Genomic DNA, 15,775 nt, shown 5'->3' on the forward strand with positions numbered 1-15,775 from the left:
CGGCGCGGGGACGACCCGGGGCCGGCCCGGGTCTGCCCCGGACGCAGCGCGGCCCGGGTCCCGAAGGACCCGGGCCGCGGTGGTACGGCTCAGACCAGGCCGAGCTCCTCGACGGCCTGGCGCTCCTCCTGGAGCTCCGCGACCGACGCGTCGACGCGCCCGCGCGAGAAGTCCGAGAGCTCCAGGCCCTGGACGATCTCCCACGACCCGCCGCGCGAGACCACCGGGAACGACGAGATGAGGCCGGTCGGGACGCCGTAGGACCCGTCCGACACGACGCCCGCGCTCGTCCAGTCGCCCTCGGGCGTGCCGAGGACCCAGTCGTGCACGTGGTCGATCGCCGCGTTCGCCGCCGACGCCGCTGACGACGCGCCGCGCGCGTCGATGATCGCCGCGCCGCGCTTCGCGACCGTCGGGATGAACGTGCTCTCCAGCCACTCGCGGTCCTCGGCGAGCTGCGCGCCCGGCGTGCCCGCGACGTCCGCGTGGAAGAGGTCGGGGTACTGCGTGGCCGAGTGGTTGCCCCAGATGGTCACCTTGCGCACCTCGGACACCGGGACGCCCGCACGCTTCGCGACCTGCGTGAGCGCGCGGTTGTGGTCCAGGCGCGTCATCGCGGTGAACCGGTCCTTCGGGACGTCGGGCGCGTTCGACGCCGCGATGAGCGCGTTCGTGTTCGCGGGGTTGCCGACGACGAGGACGCGGACGTCGTCCGCCGCGCCCGCGTTGATCGCCTGGCCCTGCGGCTTGAAGATGCCGCCGTTCGCCTCGAGCAGGTCGCCGCGCTCCATGCCCGGGCCGCGCGGGCGGGCGCCCACGAGGAGCGCGACGTTCGTGCCCTCGAACGCGGGCGTCGGGTCGTCGAAGATGTCGATGCCGGCGAGCAGCGGGAACGCGCAGTCGTCCAGCTCCATGGCCGTGCCCTCGGCGGCCTTCACGCCCTGCGGGATCTCGAGGAGGCGCAGGCGCACGGGGGTGTCGGGGCCGAGCATCTGGCCCGACGCGATGCGGAACAGCAGCGCGTAACCGATCTGACCGGCCGCGCCGGTCACCGTCACGTTCACGGGGGAAGTCATGCGCTCACTCTCCCACAACGCGACCCGCCCGGACGCGCGGGGCGGCGGACCGGCCGGTGCCCCCCTCTCGCTCCCCGAGCGCCCCCGGGAACGACGACGGCGGCGCCCCCTGCGCAGGGGACGCCGCCGTCGGGCGTGCGGTGCGGGCCGGATCAGCCCAGGCGCGCCTTGAGGTTCTCGTCGAGCGCGGCGAGGAAGTCCTCGGTCGTCAGCCACTCCTGGTCCGGGCCGATGAGGAGCGCGAGGTCCTTCGTCATCTTGCCGGACTCGACCGTCTTGATGACGACGTCCTCGAGCGTCTGCGCGAACTCGGTGACCTCGGGCGTGCCGTCGAGCTTGCCGCGGTGCATGAGGCCACGCGTCCAGGCGAAGATCGACGCGATCGGGTTCGTCGACGTCGGCTTGCCCTGCTGGTGCTGGCGGTAGTGGCGCGTCACCGTGCCGTGCGCGGCCTCGGCCTCGACGGTCTGGCCGTCCGGGGTCATGAGGACCGACGTCATGAGGCCGAGCGAGCCGAAGCCCTGCGCGACGGTGTCGGACTGGACGTCGCCGTCGTAGTTCTTGCAGGCCCAGACGTAGCCGCCCTCCCACTTCATGGCCGAGGCGACCATGTCGTCGATGAGGCGGTGCTCGTAGGTGAGGCCCTTGGCGGCGAACGCCTCGGCGAACTCGGCGTCGAACACCTCCTGGAAGATGTCCTTGAAGGCACCGTCGTAGGCCTTGAGGATCGTGTTCTTCGTCGAGAGGTACACGGGGTACTCGCGCTGGAGGCCGTACGCGAACGAGGCGCGCGCGAAGTCGCGGATCGACTCGTTGAAGTTGTACATGCCCATCGCGACGCCGCCCTCCTCGGGCATGGTCACGACCTCGAACTTCTGCGCCTCGGAGCCGTCGGCCGGCTCGAACGTCATCGTGATCTTGCCCGGGCCGGGGACCTTGAAGTTCGTCGACTTGTACTGGTCGCCGTGGGCGTGACGGCCGATGATGATCGGCTTGTTCCAGCCCGGCACGAGGCGCGGGATGTTGGAGATGATGATCGGCTCGCGGAAGACGACGCCACCGAGGATGTTGCGGATCGTGCCGTTCGGCGAGACCCACATCTTCTTCAGGCCGAACTCCTCGACGCGCGCCTCGTCGGGCGTGATCGTCGCGCACTTGACGCCGACGTTGTACTGCTTGATCGCGTGCGCGGCGTCGATCGTGACCTGGTCGTCGGTCGCGTCGCGGTTCTGGATCGACAGGTCGTAGTACTTGAGGTCCACGTCGAGGTACGGGTGGATGAGGCGGTCCTTGATGAACTGCCAGATGATGCGCGTCATCTCGTCGCCGTCGAGCTCGACGACCGGGTTGACGACCTTGATCTTGCCCATGCGCAGATCGCTCCAACTGTCGGGGACTGGAGCCCCCGGGTGTCGGACGGCGACCGTGCGGCCCGTGGGCCCGGTCCGTCGCACACGAGGGCGTTGCTGACCGCGGTCCAGGGTACTCGACTTCTCGACGTCAAGATACTTTGGCGACGCCCGGCGGACCGTTCGGATCGTGAGACCCGGCGTCCGTTCTCAGGTGCGGCACCGCAGATTTCCACGCATCTCCCGGGTGGTGGTGGCAAGATGCCCCCAGATGCCGGAATGGCCGGGCACTCGGTCAGGCATCGTGCCGTCGTCCCGACGGCCCGCCGGTGCCGCACCGTGGCACACCGGGCCGGGACTGCCCGAAGTTCCCACCGAACCAGACAGGATCATCATGTCCCAGGACACCACCGCTCCCGGCGCACCGGAGGGCTACGTCGACGACGCGCGCCCCGCGCAGACCGAGGCCGTCGCTGTCGTCCAGCCCAGCCTCCTCGCGCGCCTCGGCGCCGAGGTCTTCGGCACGTTCTTCCTCGTCCTCGCGATCATCGGTGTGGCGCTGTACACCTTCGTCAGCCAGCAGAACGCCCTCGCGGTCGCTCTCGCGGGCGGCCTCGCGCTGCTCGCCGGCGCCGCCGCCGTCGGCAACGTCTCCGGCGGCCACTTCAACCCGGCGGTGACGCTCGGCGCCGCCATCGGCGGCCGCACCGCGTGGCGCGACGTGCTGCCCTACTGGGTCGCGCAGCTCGTCGGCGCGCTCCTCGCGGGCCTCGTCCTGCTCGCCACCGTCCCGAACTCGCTGCCCGCGCTCGTCGGGCAGGAGGACCGCGGCGGCCTGTTCGTCTCGACCGCGAACGGCTACGGCGACTTCTCGTCCCTCTCCACGGCGTCGCAGGGCGGCACCGAGTTCGGGCTGCTCGCCGCGCTGCTCATCGAGACCATCGCGACCGCGGTGTTCGTCGGCGTGATCCTCGGCGTGACCGACAAGCGCGCGACCGTGCAGTACGCGCCGGTCGTCATCGGCCTCACCCTCACCGCCCTGATCCTCGTCGCGGTGCCCGTGACGAACGCGTCGCTCAACCCGGCCCGCTCCATGGCGTCGGCCGTCTTCGCGGGCGACGGGGACCTGTGGAAGCAGCAGTGGGTCTTCTGGGTCGCGCCGCTCCTCGGCGCCGCGATCGCGGGCCTCTTCTACCGGGCGTTCGCGTTCGCCCCGAAGCAGGACGACCTGCTCGGCGAGGACCACGTCGTCACGCTGACCGAGGCCGAGGTCGCCGGTGGCGCCGCCGCCGGTGCGGGCGCGGCCGTCGTCGGCACCGGTGCAGGCACCGTCGTCGAGGAAGCGGTCGTCGTCACGGACGAGAACGGTGACGTGGTCGCGGTCGAGGAGGTCGTCGAGACGGACGACCCCGACGCCCCGGCCCCCGGTGAGGGCACGGCCCCGCGGGCCTGACCCTTTCTCGCACGCCCGACGGGCCCGGACCGCGCACGCGGTCCGGGCCCGTCGTCGTGCAGGTCTCCCCGTGCAGGTCTCGCCGCGCGGGTCTCCCGGCGTGCGGTGCGCTCGTGCGGGCCGCGCGTCGGCCGCGCTCCGCGCGGGCAGGTCAGAGCTCGCCCTGGTCCAGGCTCAGCGCGAGGAACGCCATGACCGCGGCGGGCGCGAGGAAGAAGAAGACGTCGAGCCCGCGCGACCGGACGGTGATGCCGACCGGGCCGGGGCCCGGGATCGCCGCGCGGCACACGCCCGCGACGGCGAGCAGCCCGGAGAGCGCGAAGCAGCCCGCCCGCGCACCGGCGAGGACGGCCACGAGCGTGGCGACGGCGACGCCCGCGAGGACCAGCCACATCGCGGGCTGGCGGGACGGCGCGAGGCTCGCGGGCGGCTCGGGCACCGGGGGCGGGGTCGCGTCGTCGGGCACCGGAGCACCCTCGGGAGCCGTCCCGTCGCCGGTCTCGTCGTCCACGTGGTGCCACACCGGCACGAGCGTCGCGCGTGGCCGGTGCCGCGTCCCCCCGTCCGCGGTGACGTCGCTCACGCTGCTGCACCTTCCACGCCCGGAAGCCTACCGTCGTGCCCTAGCGTGACGTGCATGCCGTCCGTCGTGCCGCCGGTCCCGTCCGCTCCCCCCGCCACCTCGACCGACCCCGCGACCGGCCCTGCGGCCGACCCCGCGACCGGCCCGACGACCACGCGCCACGACGGCGGGCCGCCGTCGTCCGTGGTCGTCGTCGGCGCCGGGCTCGCGGGCGCCCAGACCCTCGCCGCGCTCCGCCGCCGCGGCTACACCGGGCGGGTCACGCTGCTCGGCGCGGAGGGCCTGCCGCCGTACGACCGCCCGCCCCTGTCGAAGGAGCTCCTCAGCCGGCCCTCCCCCGCGTGGCTCGCCGACGACCTCGGGGTGGACGTCGACGCGCTCGCCGACGACGTCCGCCTCGCCGACCCGGCCGTGCGCCTCGAGCGGGCCGGGGCCCCCGACGCTCCGGGCTGGTCCGTCGAGACGCGGTCGGGCGACCGCCTCGCCGCCGACGCCGTCGTGCTCGCGGTCGGCTCCGTGCCCGTGCGGCCGCGCGGCTGGGGGCACGCGCGCGTGCTCCACACAGCGGCCGACGCCGACGCCCTGCGCGCGGCGCTCCGGCCGGGCCTGCGCCTCGTCCTCGTCGGGGCCGGGTGGATCGGCGCGGAGCTCGCCGGGGTCGCGGCGGGCGCCGGTGCGCACGTCACCGTCGTCGAGGCCGCGGGCGCGCCGCTGCACCGCCAGCTCGGCCCGGAGGTCGGGGCGCACCTCACGCCCTGGTACGCGGCCGCGGGTGCCGAGCTCGTCACCGGCGCCACCGTCGCGGAGGTCCGGCCCGACGGCGTCCGGCTCGCCGACGGCCGCGAGCTGCCGGCCGACGTCGTGCTCGCCGCCGTGGGCGCCCGGCCCGCCACCGACTGGCTCGACGGCGTCGTGCCCCGCGACGCGCGCGGCGGCGTCCCCGTGGACGCGGACGGCGCCGTGCCGGGGCTGCCCGGCCTCTGGGCGGTCGGCGACTGCGCGAACCGCGACCACCCCGTGCTCGGTCCCGTCCCGGGCGGGCACTGGTCGGCGGCGCTCCACGACCCGGACGCGACCGTCGCGGCGCTGCTCGGCGACGACGGCGAGCGGGCCGCGCACGCGCCGTACGTGTTCTCCCAGCAGCTCGGGCACGACCTCGCGCTGTTCGGGGTGCCCGCCGAGGGCGACGAGGTCGTGCTGCGCGGCGACCCCGCGGGCGGCGCCACCGGCCACGAGGGCTGGGCCGCGTTCTACCTCGCGCCCGCGGCGCGCTCCGGACCCGGCGCCCCCGCCGCCGACCCGGCCGCCCGGGTCACCGACGTCCGGGCCGTGCTCCTGGTCGACTCGCCGCGCGACGTCGGCCCCGTGCGCAAGGCGATGAACCGGACGGGCCGCCTGCGCGTCGACCTCGACGTCGCGCTCGACCCGGCCCGGCGCCTGCGCGACGCCCTCGCCTGACGCCCTCGCCTCACCCCTCGCCCGCGACCCCGAGCGCGACGGCCCGCCGGTCCGAGGACCGGCGGGCCGTCGAGCAGCCAGGTCAGTGCGCGAAGTGACGCGTCCCCGTGAAGTACATCGTCACGCCCGCGGCGCGGGCGGCCTCGATCACCTCGGCGTCGCGGATCGACCCGCCCGGCGCGACGACGGCGCGCACGCCGGCGTCGAGCAGGATCTGCAGGCCGTCTGCGAACGGGAAGAACGCGTCGGAGGCCGCGACGGCGCCCCGGGCCCGCTCCTCGCCGTCCGCGAGCGTGTTGGCGCGCTCGACCGCGAGGCGGCACGAGTCGACGCGGTTGACCTGCCCCATCCCGACCCCGACGGCGGCCCCGTCGCGCGCGAGGAGGATCGCGTTCGACTTCGCCGCGCGGATCGCGCGCCACGCGAACGCGAGGTCGGCGAGCGTCGCGTCGTCCGCGGCGTCGCCCGTGACGAGCGTCCAGTGCTCGGGCGCGTCGCCGCCGGTGACGTTCCCCTCGGCGTCGGTCACGACGGCGTCGACCCGGTCCGTGCTCTGCACGAGCAGCCCGCCGCTGACCGGGCGGGTCTCGACGGTCGTCGCCGGCGGGGCGTCGACGACGAGGAGGCGCAGGTTCTTCTTCGCCCGGAGCACCTCGAGCGCGTCCGGCTCGAACCCGGGCGCCACGACCACCTCGGTGAAGACGGGCGCGATCTGCTCGGCGGCCGCCTTCGTCACGACGCGGTTCGCGGCGATGACGCCGCCGTAGGCCGACACGGGGTCGGTCGCGTGGGCACGGGCGTGCGCCTCGGCGACGTCCGTCCCGACCGCGATGCCGCACGGGTTCGCGTGCTTGATGATCGCGACGGCCGGCTCGTCGTGGTCGTGCGCGGCGCGCCACGCGGCGTCGGCGTCGACGTAGTTGTTGTAGCTCATCGCCTTGCCGTGGAGCTGCGTCGCCTGGGCGAGCCCCGTCGCACCGTGGCCGACCGTGTAGAGCGCGGCGCGCTGGTGCGGGTTCTCCCCGTACCGCAGCACGTCGGCGCGGTCCCACGTGGCGCCGATCCACGCCGGGAAGCCCGTGCTCACCGTCTCGCCCTCGGCGCCGCCCTCGACCGGGACCGCGTCCGTCGGCGCGACGACGTTGCCCATCCAGGACGCGACGGCGACGTCGTACGTCGCGGTGTGCACGAACGCCGCGGCGGCGAGCGCCTTGCGCTGCGCGTAGGTGAAGCCGCCCGCCTGCACGGCCGCGACGACGTCGTCGTACCGGGCCGGGTCCACGACGACCGCGACGCTCGGGTGGTTCTTCGCCGCCGCACGGACCATCGACGGGCCGCCGATGTCGATCTGCTCGACGACCTCGTCCGGCCCCGCGCCCGACGCCACGGTCGCGGCGAACGGGTAGAGGTTGACGACGACGAGCTCGAACGGCGCGATGCCGAGCTCGTCGAGCTGCGCGAGGTGGTCGGCCTTGCGCGAGTCCGCGAGGATGCCGGCGTGCACGCGCGGGTGGAGCGTCTTGACGCGGCCCTCGAGGCACTCGGGGAACCCGGTGAGGTCCTCGACCTTCGTCACCGGGACGCCCGCGGCCGCGACGGTCGACGCCGTCGAGCCGGTGGAGACGAGCTCGACGCCCGCGGCGTGCAGCACCGTGGCGAGCTCGACGAGGCCCGTCTTGTCGTAGACGCTCAGGAGCGCGCGGCGCACGGGGCGCCGCGAGTCGTCGGTGAGCTGGACGTCGGGGGCGGAGGGCACGTGCGGGGCCGGGTGGGACATGACGAGGGGCTCCTCTGGGTCGCGGTCGCCGCGCCGACGGAGCCGACGCGAGTGGCAGAACCCAGGCGCCCAGGCGGTCGACGCTCCAGCAGGTAGATCCGGCCGCTCCCCGGTGGTCGTTCCCACCCTCGCCAGTCGCGGCCGTCGACCAGTCTAGCGGCCCGACGGCGGCGTTCCCGGCTCGGCCGGGACCGCACCCGGCACCGCGCCCGGCACGACCCCCGACGCGGCGAGGGCGGCCGCGTCGTCGGCCCAGGTGTCGGGCGTGCCGACCCGCCAGAGCGGGCGGACCGCGCTGAGGACCGCGACCGTGACGACGAGGAGCCCCGCGAGCACCGCGAGCGCGGTCCCGAGCCCGAACCGCTCGAGGAGCCCGCTGCCGACGAGCGGGACGAGCGGGCCCGCCGCGAGGCCGGTGAGCCCGAGCACGGACGCGAGCCGGCCCTGGAGCTGCGGCGGGGTGACGGCCGCGGCGTACCCCGACAGGCCCGCGTTCACGGCCGGGACGAGCAGGAGGGCGAACGGCAGCACCGCGAGGTACGCCGCGTACGACTCCAGCACGGCCATGACGACGGACCCCGCGGCGAGCACGCCGAGCGCCGCGACGACGAGCGCCCCCGCGCGGACCCGCGCGACGAGCCGGGGTGCGAGCACCGCGCCGACGAGCACGCCCACGCCGACCGCGAGGTCGACCAGGCCGATGAGGAGCGGCGCCGTGCCCGTCCGCACGAGCTCGAGGTTGATGCCGACCATGAGGCTGCCGAACGCGACGTTGATGACGACGAAGAGGCCGAGCAGCGCACGGAACAGCGGCACGGACCACACGAAGCGCAGCCCCTCGCGCAGCGCCGCGACGGGCCGGGTGGCGCGCGCGGCCACGACGTCGCCGTTGAGCGGCTCGCGCACGAGCCACGTGCACACCGCGGTCGCCGCGTGCCCGATCGCGGCCCCGGCGAGCGGCACGGCGTGCGCGACGGCGTAGAGCGCCCCGCCGAGTGGGCCGGCGAGCAGGCTCGCCACCGCGTCCCGGCCCTGGGCAGCCGCGAGCGCCGTCGGGAGCTGCGGCACCGGCACGACCGAGCGGAACGCGCCGCTCGTCGCCGGGTCCACGAGCGCGCCGACGACCGAGGCCCCGAACAGGACGGCGGCGAGGTGCCACGCGGAGAGCGACCCGGTGCCGGCGGCCACCGCGACGGTCGCCCAGAGCAGCGCCCCGACGGTCGCCGCGCCCACGACGAGGCGCCGGCGGTCCACGCGGTCGGCGACGACGCCCGCGGGCAGCGTCGCCAGGAGCGCCCCGACCTGCCCGACGGCGGCCACCACCCCCGCCTGCACGACGGACCCCGTGAGCCCGTACGCCACGAGCGGCACCGCGAAGAGCGCCACCCCGGCGCCGAGCGACTCCGCGGTCAACCCGGTCATGAGCAGCAGGTAGGACCGGTTGCGCAGGAGCGGCGGCGGCGCGTCCGGCGCGACGCCGACCGCGGCACCGGGGTCGGATGTCGGAGCGGTGCGGGGTCCCGGGGGCGCGGAAGGCGGGTTCGACATGGAGGAGAACCTACGTGCGCAACGAGAGTTGCGCAATAGTCATTGCGCACTTTGTGGTGAGCACTCCCCCGTGCGGAACACTCGGGCGTTGCTAGCCTCGGCCTGTGCTCGAGACCTTCCACGTCCAGGACCCCGCGGCGCTGCGCGCGATCGCGCACCCGCTGCGCCAGCGGATCCTCATGGAGCTCGCCGTCCTCGGGCACGCGCGCGCGGCGGACCTCGCCCGGGCCACCGGAGAGCCCGCCAACTCCGTGAGCTTCCACCTCCGGGTCCTCGCCCGGGCGGGCATGATCGTCGAGGCGCCCGAGCACGCCCGGGACCGGCGGGACCGCGTCTGGAAGAACGTCGCGGAGAGCTACGCGGTGGAGCCCGGGACGCCGGACGCGGTACGCCACGTCGTCCGCCCGGCGCTCGCCTGGGCCGAGGAGACGTTCCGCCGCGGGAGCGCGATGGGCGCGCGCGAGGACCGGATCCTCGCGCTGAGCACGCTCGTGCTCAGCCCCGAGCAGGCGACGACGATGTCGCGCGAGCTCCAGGAGCTCGTCGAGCGCTGGAACACGCGCGCGCTCGACGAGGGGCGCGCGGACCCCGAGGCGCGCCGCGAGACCTACCAGGTGCTCGCGGTGCTCGCCCCGCGCGACCTGCCCCCGGCGGACGACGACGACCCCGCGCCCTCGCCGGGAGAGGTCGCGTCCGGCCGACGGGCCGAGGCGCCCGCCGACTAGCCCAGCACGACCCGACGGCCGTCGACGCGCAGACCCTCACGCGCCACGCGCCCCACGGTCTCGACGAGCAGCGCCCGCTCGGCCACCTTGATGCGCTCGTGCAGCGACGACTCGTCATCGTTGTCCTCGACCGGCACCGCGACCTGGGCGACGATCGGGCCGGTGTCGACGCCGTCGTCGACGATGTGCACCGTGCAGCCCGTCACGCGGACGCCGTAGGCGAGCGCGTCGCGCACGCCGTGCGCACCGGGGAAGGACGGCAGGAGCGCGGGGTGGGTGTTGAGCGTGCGGCCTGCGAAACGGCCCACGAACGCGGGACCGAGGATGCGCATGAACCCGGCGAGGACCACGAGGTCGGGCCGGAACACGTCCACCGCCTGCGCGACGGCCTCGTTCCACGCGGCCCGGTCCGCGAAGTCGCCGGGGGCCACGACGACAGCGGCGACGCCCGCCTCGCGGGCGAGGTCAAGGCCGCCGGCGTCCGCCTTGTCGGAGACGACGCCCACGACGCGCGCGCCGTACGCGGCGTCGTCGTGCGCGGCGAGGAGCGCCGCGAGGTTGCTGCCCGCCCCCGACGCCAGCACGACGACGCGGGCGGCGGAGGTGGACTCGACGGGGTGGCCGGACGGCGTCTGCACGGTGCTCCTGCGGGTTTCGAGGGGTCGCGGGTCACGGAGCGCGACCGCGGCGGCGGGCCGGTGGGACACCCGTCGGGGCACGCAGCCTCCGATGGGAGAATGTACCGCGAGCCGCCCGACCGACCGAGGAGCTGCCCGTGGGCAACCCGTACGCACCGCCCCGTCCCGACGCGCCGCAGCAGCCTCGACCCGAGCCCGCGCAGCCGGAGGACGGAGCGCGTCCGGACGCGCCGGCGCCTGCACCGGGCCCCGCCCCCGCGCCGATCCCCCCGGCCCCCGCGCGCCCGGACCAGCAGGCCGGGCCGGGCCACCGGCGCCCCGTGCCGCCCGAGCCCGCGGAGCCCGACCCGGAGCTCGCCCGGCAGGCGACGCGACGCACCCTGCACTTCGGCCTGCTCCTGCTCGCCGTCATCGTCGTGAGCACCATGCCGTTCCCGTGGCAGGCGGTGAGCCTCGCGCTCGCGCTCGGCGCGATCGTCGTGGGCATCCGGGCGCTGCTGGCCGTCTGGCGGGCCCGCGTGCGCGGCGCGCTCGTCCCGGCCCTCGGGATCGGCGTCGGGCTCTCGGCCATGCTCGCGCTCCAGATGGTCTCGACGCTCGTCACGTGGGACGTCGCGCTCGCGCACCAGCAGTGCCTCGACGGCGCGATCACCGTCTCGGCCGAGAAGCGCTGCGACGTCGAGCGCACGCACGCGCTCGAGGAGAAGTTCGCGCGCTGGTTCCCGACCCCCGCCCCCGCGTCCTCCTGACGCGTCGAGGCTCCGTCACCGGTTCGTGACGTCGCACCCCTAGGGTGAGCGCGTGACCGTGCCGACGACGCCGCCCGAGGCTCCCCCGCCGCTCCCGCCCGTGCCGCGGGAAGGGCTGCGTCGCGCGGGGTCGCGCTGGTGGTGGCTCGCCGTCCCCGTCGCGGTCGTCGCCCTGGTGGCGGGCGTCGTCGCGGTGGTCGTGCCGTTCGCGGCGCACGACGCGCCCGAGCTCGTCGAGGACGACCGGGTCCTGACCGTGGCGGCAGATCCCTGCGCGCGCGTGCAGGAGGCCGGCGTGACGCTCGCCGCAGCGACGTCTCCCGAGGGACGTGCCGCCGCCGCGCTCGACGTCGCCCAGGGTGCCCGTGCGCTCGCCGCCGCCGTCGGCGCGCTGCCCGCGGACGTCCTCGACGCCGACCGGCCGGCACGGTCCTGGGCCGAGGACTGGTCGGCCCTCGCGGACGGGCTCGAGGCCTGGGCGGCGAGCACCGCGGCCGGCGAGGACGCCCCGTTCGAGCTCCCGCTCACCGAGGACGGCTGGTCGGCGGTGACGAGGATGGATCTCGCCGCGTCTCCCGGGTGCGCGGTCCCGGCGTCCGTCGTCGGCCTCGACGCGACCCCGCCGCGCACCCCGCCCGCGGTCTGACCGCCGCAGAGGCCACGGTCCGGCCGGACCCGGCCCCGGCTGACCCGCCGTGTCGCCTGCGCGAGGGTCAGCCGGCGTCGCCGTGGCGCCGGCCCAGGACCTCGAGCCGGGACCACAGGACGGCGAGCGCGGCGCCGCCGCCGATCTCGACCGCGGCGAGCGCGCCGACGACGAGCGCGTCCGCGCCCACGACCTCGAGCCGGCCGGGGCCCACCGCTCCCCCGGCGAGCCAGCTCACGAGCCCGACGAGGAGGCCGGACGCGAGCGCGACGCCGGCGAGCGCGAGGACGACGGCGGACCAGGGGACGACGTCGTCCGGGTGGGTGCCCGTCACGTCGCGCAGGCGCCGCCAGACGAACACGCCCGCGACGACGCCGAGCGCGACGACGCCGGCCGGCACCCAGGGCGTCAGGGCGTTGGTCCAGTCGTCGCCGGGCAGCGCCCCGAGGAGCGGGATCGCGGGCAGCGCGCCCGGCTCCGACCCGCCGGGCGCGAACGTGCTCCCCTCGCCCACGGCGAACCCGGGGCCGACGAGCCACGCCCCCGCCCACGCCACGAGGTTGGGCAGCACGGCGAGCTGCCCGAGCGCGAGGACGATCCCTCCGACGGTCCCGGGCACGAGCCCGGCGACGATGTCGCCCGACGTGGCGCGGCCCGCGACGAGCCACGCGCCGACCACCACCGCGGACGCCCCGGCGAGCAGGCTCGTGCCGAGCAGGCCGCCCCGCAGCCCGAGCCGCACCGTCGGCGGCACGACCCGGTCGAGGCGCCCGGCGAGGTCGGCGACGAACGGCGCGTCCGGGCGCGCGAGGATCCCGCCGCCGAGCCCGAGCCCTCCGACGACGGCTCCCCCGACGACGGCGACCCCGAGCCCCCAGGGCGGCGTCGAGCCGGCGAGCAGGGCGACGCCGAGCGTCGCGAGCGCGTACGTGACGGTGCCGGCCACCCAGGCGGAGACCGCGGTGTGCGCCGAGCGGCGTGCCGACGCGAAGCAGCAGAAGAGCGCGAGGGCGGTGAGACCGAGCGGGACGAGCGTGACCGTCGTGCCGCTCGCGACGAGCGGGACGCCGTGGCCGAGGAGCCAGAAGCCGGCCGCGACGGTGACCGACTGCCCCCAGCCCGTCCCCTCGGACGCCCCGGTCGAGGACGCCAGGAACGCGACGACGCCCGGGAGCACGACGACGGCGAGCGACAGCGTGAGCGCCTGGAGCGCGGCGAGCACGCCGGACGGTGCACGACGCACCCCGACGGGTGCGGGTGCCGGGCTGCCTTCCACGGTGCGCGTGCGCGCACCGCGAGTCGTGCTGGTGGTGCTCATGGTGCCCATCGTCGTCGATCGAGAGGTCGGTTCGGGGCATTCGCCCCGGCGCGCCAGACTACCGGCGCCACCGGCCCCGGGGACGACGACGCCCCGCGACCGGCGGACCGGTCGCGGGGCGTCGTACGGCGTGGCAGCGGGCCGTGCGGCCCGACGGAGCCAGGGGTCAGGCGAGGACCTCGCGCAGGAGCGCGGCGGTCTCGGACGGCGTCTTGCCGACCTTGACGCCGACGGCCTCCAGGGCCTCCTTCTTCGCCTGGGCGGTGCCCGCGGAGCCGGAGACGATGGCGCCGGCGTGGCCCATCGTCTTGCCCTCGGGAGCCGTGAAGCCCGCGACGTAGCCGACGACCGGCTTCGTCACGTGCTCCTTGATGTAGGCCGCGGCGCGCTCCTCGGCGTCGCCGCCGATCTCGCCGATCATGACGATCGCCTTGGTCTCGGGGTCGTTCTCGAACGCCTCGAGCGCGTCGATGTGCGTGGTGCCGACGATCGGGTCGCCGCCGATGCCGATGGCGGTCGAGAAGCCGAGGTCCTTGAGCTCGTACATCATCTGGTAGGTCAGCGTGCCCGACTTCGACACGAGACCGACCGGGCCCTTGCCCGTGATGGTGTGCGGGGTGATGCCGGCGAGCGACTCGCCCGGCGTGATGATGCCGGGGCAGTTCGGGCCGATCATGCGCGTGCCCTTGCCCTGCAGGTAGGCCCAGACCTCGGCCGTGTCCTGGACGGGCACGCCCTCGGTGATGACGACGATGAGCGGCATCTCGGCGTCGATCGCCTCGATCGCGGCGTCCTTGGTGAACGCCGGCGGGACGAACAGGACGGACACGTTCGCGCCCGTCTCGGCCATCGCCTCGGCGACGGTGCCGAACACCGGCAGCGTGACGTCGTTGCCCTCGTGGTCCTTGTGCGTGACGGTCGTGCCGGCCTTGCGGGCGTTGACGCCGCCGACGATCTGCGCGCCCGAGTCGAGCATGAGGGCGGTGTGCTTGGCACCCATCCCGCCGGTGATGCCCTGGACGATGATCTTGGAGTCGGAGTTCAGGTAGATCGACATGGTGTTCTCTGTCTCAGCTTTCCGCGTCTACGGGCGATCAGGCGTTGGCCAGCTCGGCCGCCTTGGCGGCACCGCCGTCCATGGTCTCGGCGAGGGTCACGAGCGGGTGGTTCGCTTCGCGCAGGATCGCGCGGCCGAGCTCCACGTTGTTGCCGTCGAGGCGCACGACGAGCGGCTTGGTCGCCTCGTCGCCGAGGATCTCGAGCGCGCCGACGATGCCCTTCGCGACCTCGTCGCACGCGGTGATCCCACCGAAGACGTTGACGAAGACCGACTTGACCTGCGGGTCGTTGAGGATGACGTCGAGACCGTTCGCCATGACCTGCGCGTTCGCGCCGCCACCGATGTCGAGGAAGTTGGCCGGCTTGACGCCGCCGTGCTCCTCGCCCGCGTACGCGACGACGTCGAGCGTGCTCATGACGAGCCCGGCGCCGTTGCCGATGATGCCGACCTCGCCGTCGAGCTTGACGTAGTTGAGGCCGTTCTCCTTGGCCTTGGCCTCGAGCGGGTCGGTCGACTCCTTGTCCTCCAGCGCCTCGTGGTCCGGGTGACGGACCTCCGACGCGTTGTCGTCCAGCGTGACCTTGCCGTCGAGCGCGATGATCGAGCCGTCCTCGGTGCGGACGAGCGGGTTCACCTCGACGAGCGTCGCGTCCTCGGCCGTGAACACGGTCCACAGCGAGCGGATGACGTCGGCGACCGGCGCCTTGAGCTCCTCGGCGAAGCCCGCGGCGTCGACGATCTCGCGCGCCTTCGCCTCGTCGATGCCCACGATCGGGTCGACGGCGACCTTGGCGAGCGCCTCGGGGCGCTCGACGGCGAGCTGCTCGATCTCCATGCCGCCCTCGACGGAGCACATGGCGAGGTAGTTGCGGTTCGAGCGGTCCAGCAGCACCGAGAAGTAGAACTCCTCGGCGATCTTGGCACCCTGCGCCACCATCACGCGGTGGACGGTGTGGCCCTTGATGTCCATGCCGAGGATCTCGGACGCCTTCTCGGCGGCCTCCTCGGGCGAGTGGGCGAGCTTCACGCCGCCGGCCTTGCCGCGGCCGCCGGTCTTCACCTGGGCCTTGACGACCACGGTGCCCCCGCCGAGCTTCTCGGCTCCCGCGCGGGCCTCCTCGGGCGTCGTCGCGACGACCCCGCCCAGCACGGGCACGCCGTGCTTCTCGAAGATGTCACGCGCCTGGTATTCGAACAGGTCCACCCTGCTGCGTCCTTCCGTCTGATGCGCCGTGTGCGGCATGACCGATGTCTCGACATCAAGACATCCCCGTACAGGGTAGCCCCCGCTCCGGGGCGCGCCTATCCGGGGCCGCTGCGGCGGCTCGCGGACCGGTGTTCCCTTCGTCACCCCGCCCGGCGGGCGTCAACCACTGTTGACATCATGACGAGCGT

14 protein-coding genes and 1 riboswitch are annotated in these 15,775 nt (G+C 75.0%); of the genes, 5 read left to right on the forward strand and 9 right to left on the reverse strand.

Translation table 11 applies throughout. The features are described from left to right. Positions 1-89: 89 nt before the first annotated feature. Together B9L22_RS00720 and B9L22_RS00725 are read right to left on the reverse strand one after the other, a co-directional pair. Complete coding sequence (locus B9L22_RS00720; protein ID WP_086148906.1) at positions 90-1,076, reverse strand: malate dehydrogenase; 987 nt, start codon at positions 1,074-1,076, stop codon at positions 90-92. Positions 1,077-1,228: 152 nt separating this feature from the next. Continuing rightward, entirely contained in the window at positions 1,229-2,446 is a 1,218-nt protein-coding gene (locus B9L22_RS00725) for an NADP-dependent isocitrate dehydrogenase (protein ID WP_074809017.1), read from the reverse strand. A 373-nt stretch (positions 2,447-2,819) separates the two neighbouring features. On the opposite strand from B9L22_RS00725, the gene B9L22_RS00730 reads away from it, so the two are divergent. Then, positions 2,820-3,878 carry an MIP/aquaporin family protein gene (locus B9L22_RS00730; RefSeq protein WP_233139548.1) on the forward strand — a complete coding sequence of 353 codons (1,059 nt, stop codon included), beginning with the start codon at positions 2,820-2,822 and terminating at the stop codon, positions 3,876-3,878. A 151-nt stretch (positions 3,879-4,029) separates the two neighbouring features. Here B9L22_RS00730 and B9L22_RS00735 read toward each other — a convergent pair whose 3' ends face one another. Continuing rightward, positions 4,030-4,461, reverse strand: coding sequence for a DUF3017 domain-containing protein (locus B9L22_RS00735; RefSeq protein ID WP_086148908.1), 432 nt, complete (start codon positions 4,459-4,461; stop codon positions 4,030-4,032). Between the two features lie 54 nt (positions 4,462-4,515). On the opposite strand from B9L22_RS00735, the gene B9L22_RS00740 reads away from it, so the two are divergent. Next, positions 4,516-5,919 carry an FAD-dependent oxidoreductase gene (locus B9L22_RS00740; RefSeq protein ID WP_086148909.1) on the forward strand — a complete coding sequence of 468 codons (1,404 nt, stop codon included), beginning with the start codon at positions 4,516-4,518 and terminating at the stop codon, positions 5,917-5,919. An 82-nt stretch (positions 5,920-6,001) separates the two neighbouring features. Here the strand turns inward: B9L22_RS00740 and purH are convergent, their stop codons facing one another. Together purH and B9L22_RS00750 are read right to left on the reverse strand one after the other, a co-directional pair. Next, the gene (gene purH, locus B9L22_RS00745) at positions 6,002-7,696 is read right to left on the reverse strand and encodes a bifunctional phosphoribosylaminoimidazolecarboxamide formyltransferase/IMP cyclohydrolase (RefSeq protein WP_086148910.1); all 1,695 of its coding nucleotides are present in this window, start codon (positions 7,694-7,696) and stop codon (positions 6,002-6,004) included. Between the two features lie 60 nt (positions 7,697-7,756). After that, positions 7,757-7,845, reverse strand: a riboswitch (ZMP/ZTP riboswitch). Positions 7,846-7,849: 4 nt separating this feature from the next. Next, positions 7,850-9,244 carry an MFS transporter gene (locus B9L22_RS00750; protein WP_086148911.1) on the reverse strand — a complete coding sequence of 465 codons (1,395 nt, stop codon included), beginning with the start codon at positions 9,242-9,244 and terminating at the stop codon, positions 7,850-7,852. 104 nt (positions 9,245-9,348) lie between these two features. Between B9L22_RS00750 and B9L22_RS20110 the strand changes: the two genes are divergently transcribed. Then, the gene (locus B9L22_RS20110) at positions 9,349-9,969 is read left to right on the forward strand and encodes a helix-turn-helix transcriptional regulator (protein ID WP_233139550.1); all 621 of its coding nucleotides are present in this window, start codon (positions 9,349-9,351) and stop codon (positions 9,967-9,969) included. Here B9L22_RS20110 and purN read toward each other — a convergent pair. After that, positions 9,966-10,607: a phosphoribosylglycinamide formyltransferase gene (gene purN / locus B9L22_RS00760; protein WP_086148912.1), complete on the reverse strand. Its 642-nt coding sequence runs from the start codon at positions 10,605-10,607 to the stop codon at positions 9,966-9,968. The two genes, B9L22_RS20110 and purN, sit on opposite strands and share 4 nt — an antisense overlap. A 137-nt stretch (positions 10,608-10,744) precedes the next feature. Here purN and B9L22_RS20660 point away from each other — a divergent pair, with 137 nt between their 5' ends. Further along, positions 10,745-11,356 carry a hypothetical protein gene (locus tag B9L22_RS20660; protein WP_086148913.1) on the forward strand — a complete coding sequence of 204 codons (612 nt, stop codon included), beginning with the start codon at positions 10,745-10,747 and terminating at the stop codon, positions 11,354-11,356. 52 nt (positions 11,357-11,408) lie between these two features. After that, on the forward strand, positions 11,409-12,002 hold the full coding sequence (locus tag B9L22_RS00770; RefSeq protein ID WP_086148914.1) for a hypothetical protein: 594 nt from the start codon (positions 11,409-11,411) through the stop codon (positions 12,000-12,002). A gap of 67 nt (positions 12,003-12,069) precedes the next feature. Here the strand turns inward: B9L22_RS00770 and B9L22_RS00775 are convergent, their stop codons facing one another. From B9L22_RS00775 to sucC, 3 genes are all read right to left on the reverse strand, one after another. Beyond that, on the reverse strand, positions 12,070-13,320 hold the full coding sequence (locus B9L22_RS00775; protein ID WP_086149589.1) for a DUF6350 family protein: 1,251 nt from the start codon (positions 13,318-13,320) through the stop codon (positions 12,070-12,072). 166 nt (positions 13,321-13,486) lie between these two features. Continuing rightward, positions 13,487-14,377: a succinate--CoA ligase subunit alpha gene (gene sucD, locus B9L22_RS00780; protein ID WP_021482340.1), complete on the reverse strand. Its 891-nt coding sequence runs from the start codon at positions 14,375-14,377 to the stop codon at positions 13,487-13,489. Between the two features lie 37 nt (positions 14,378-14,414). After that, on the reverse strand, positions 14,415-15,584 hold the full coding sequence (sucC, locus tag B9L22_RS00785; RefSeq protein ID WP_021482339.1) for an ADP-forming succinate--CoA ligase subunit beta: 1,170 nt from the start codon (positions 15,582-15,584) through the stop codon (positions 14,415-14,417). Positions 15,585-15,775 lie beyond the last annotated feature (191 nt).

The organism is Cellulosimicrobium sp. KWT-B (genome assembly GCF_002127155.1).
Classification (GTDB): domain Bacteria; phylum Actinomycetota; class Actinomycetes; order Actinomycetales; family Cellulomonadaceae; genus Cellulosimicrobium; species Cellulosimicrobium funkei.

What these genes read in the sequence shown, in the direction of transcription:
- B9L22_RS00720 (WP_086148906.1), bottom strand. Translation starts at nt 1,076, where the DNA reads ATGACTTCCCCCGTGAACGTGACGGTGACCGGCGCGGCCGGTCAGATC.
- purH (WP_086148910.1), bottom strand. Translation starts at nt 7,696, where the DNA reads ATGTCCCACCCGGCCCCGCACGTGCCCTCCGCCCCCGACGTCCAGCTC.
- B9L22_RS00740 (WP_086148909.1), top strand. Translation starts at nt 4,516, where the DNA reads ATGCCGTCCGTCGTGCCGCCGGTCCCGTCCGCTCCCCCCGCCACCTCG.
- B9L22_RS00775 (WP_086149589.1), bottom strand. Translation starts at nt 13,320, where the DNA reads ATGAGCACCACCAGCACGACTCGCGGTGCGCGCACGCGCACCGTGGAA.
- B9L22_RS00725 (WP_074809017.1), bottom strand. Translation starts at nt 2,446, where the DNA reads ATGGGCAAGATCAAGGTCGTCAACCCGGTCGTCGAGCTCGACGGCGAC.
- B9L22_RS00750 (WP_086148911.1), bottom strand. Translation starts at nt 9,244, where the DNA reads ATGTCGAACCCGCCTTCCGCGCCCCCGGGACCCCGCACCGCTCCGACA.
- B9L22_RS00730 (WP_233139548.1), top strand. Translation starts at nt 2,820, where the DNA reads ATGTCCCAGGACACCACCGCTCCCGGCGCACCGGAGGGCTACGTCGAC.
- sucD (WP_021482340.1), bottom strand. Translation starts at nt 14,377, where the DNA reads ATGTCGATCTACCTGAACTCCGACTCCAAGATCATCGTCCAGGGCATC.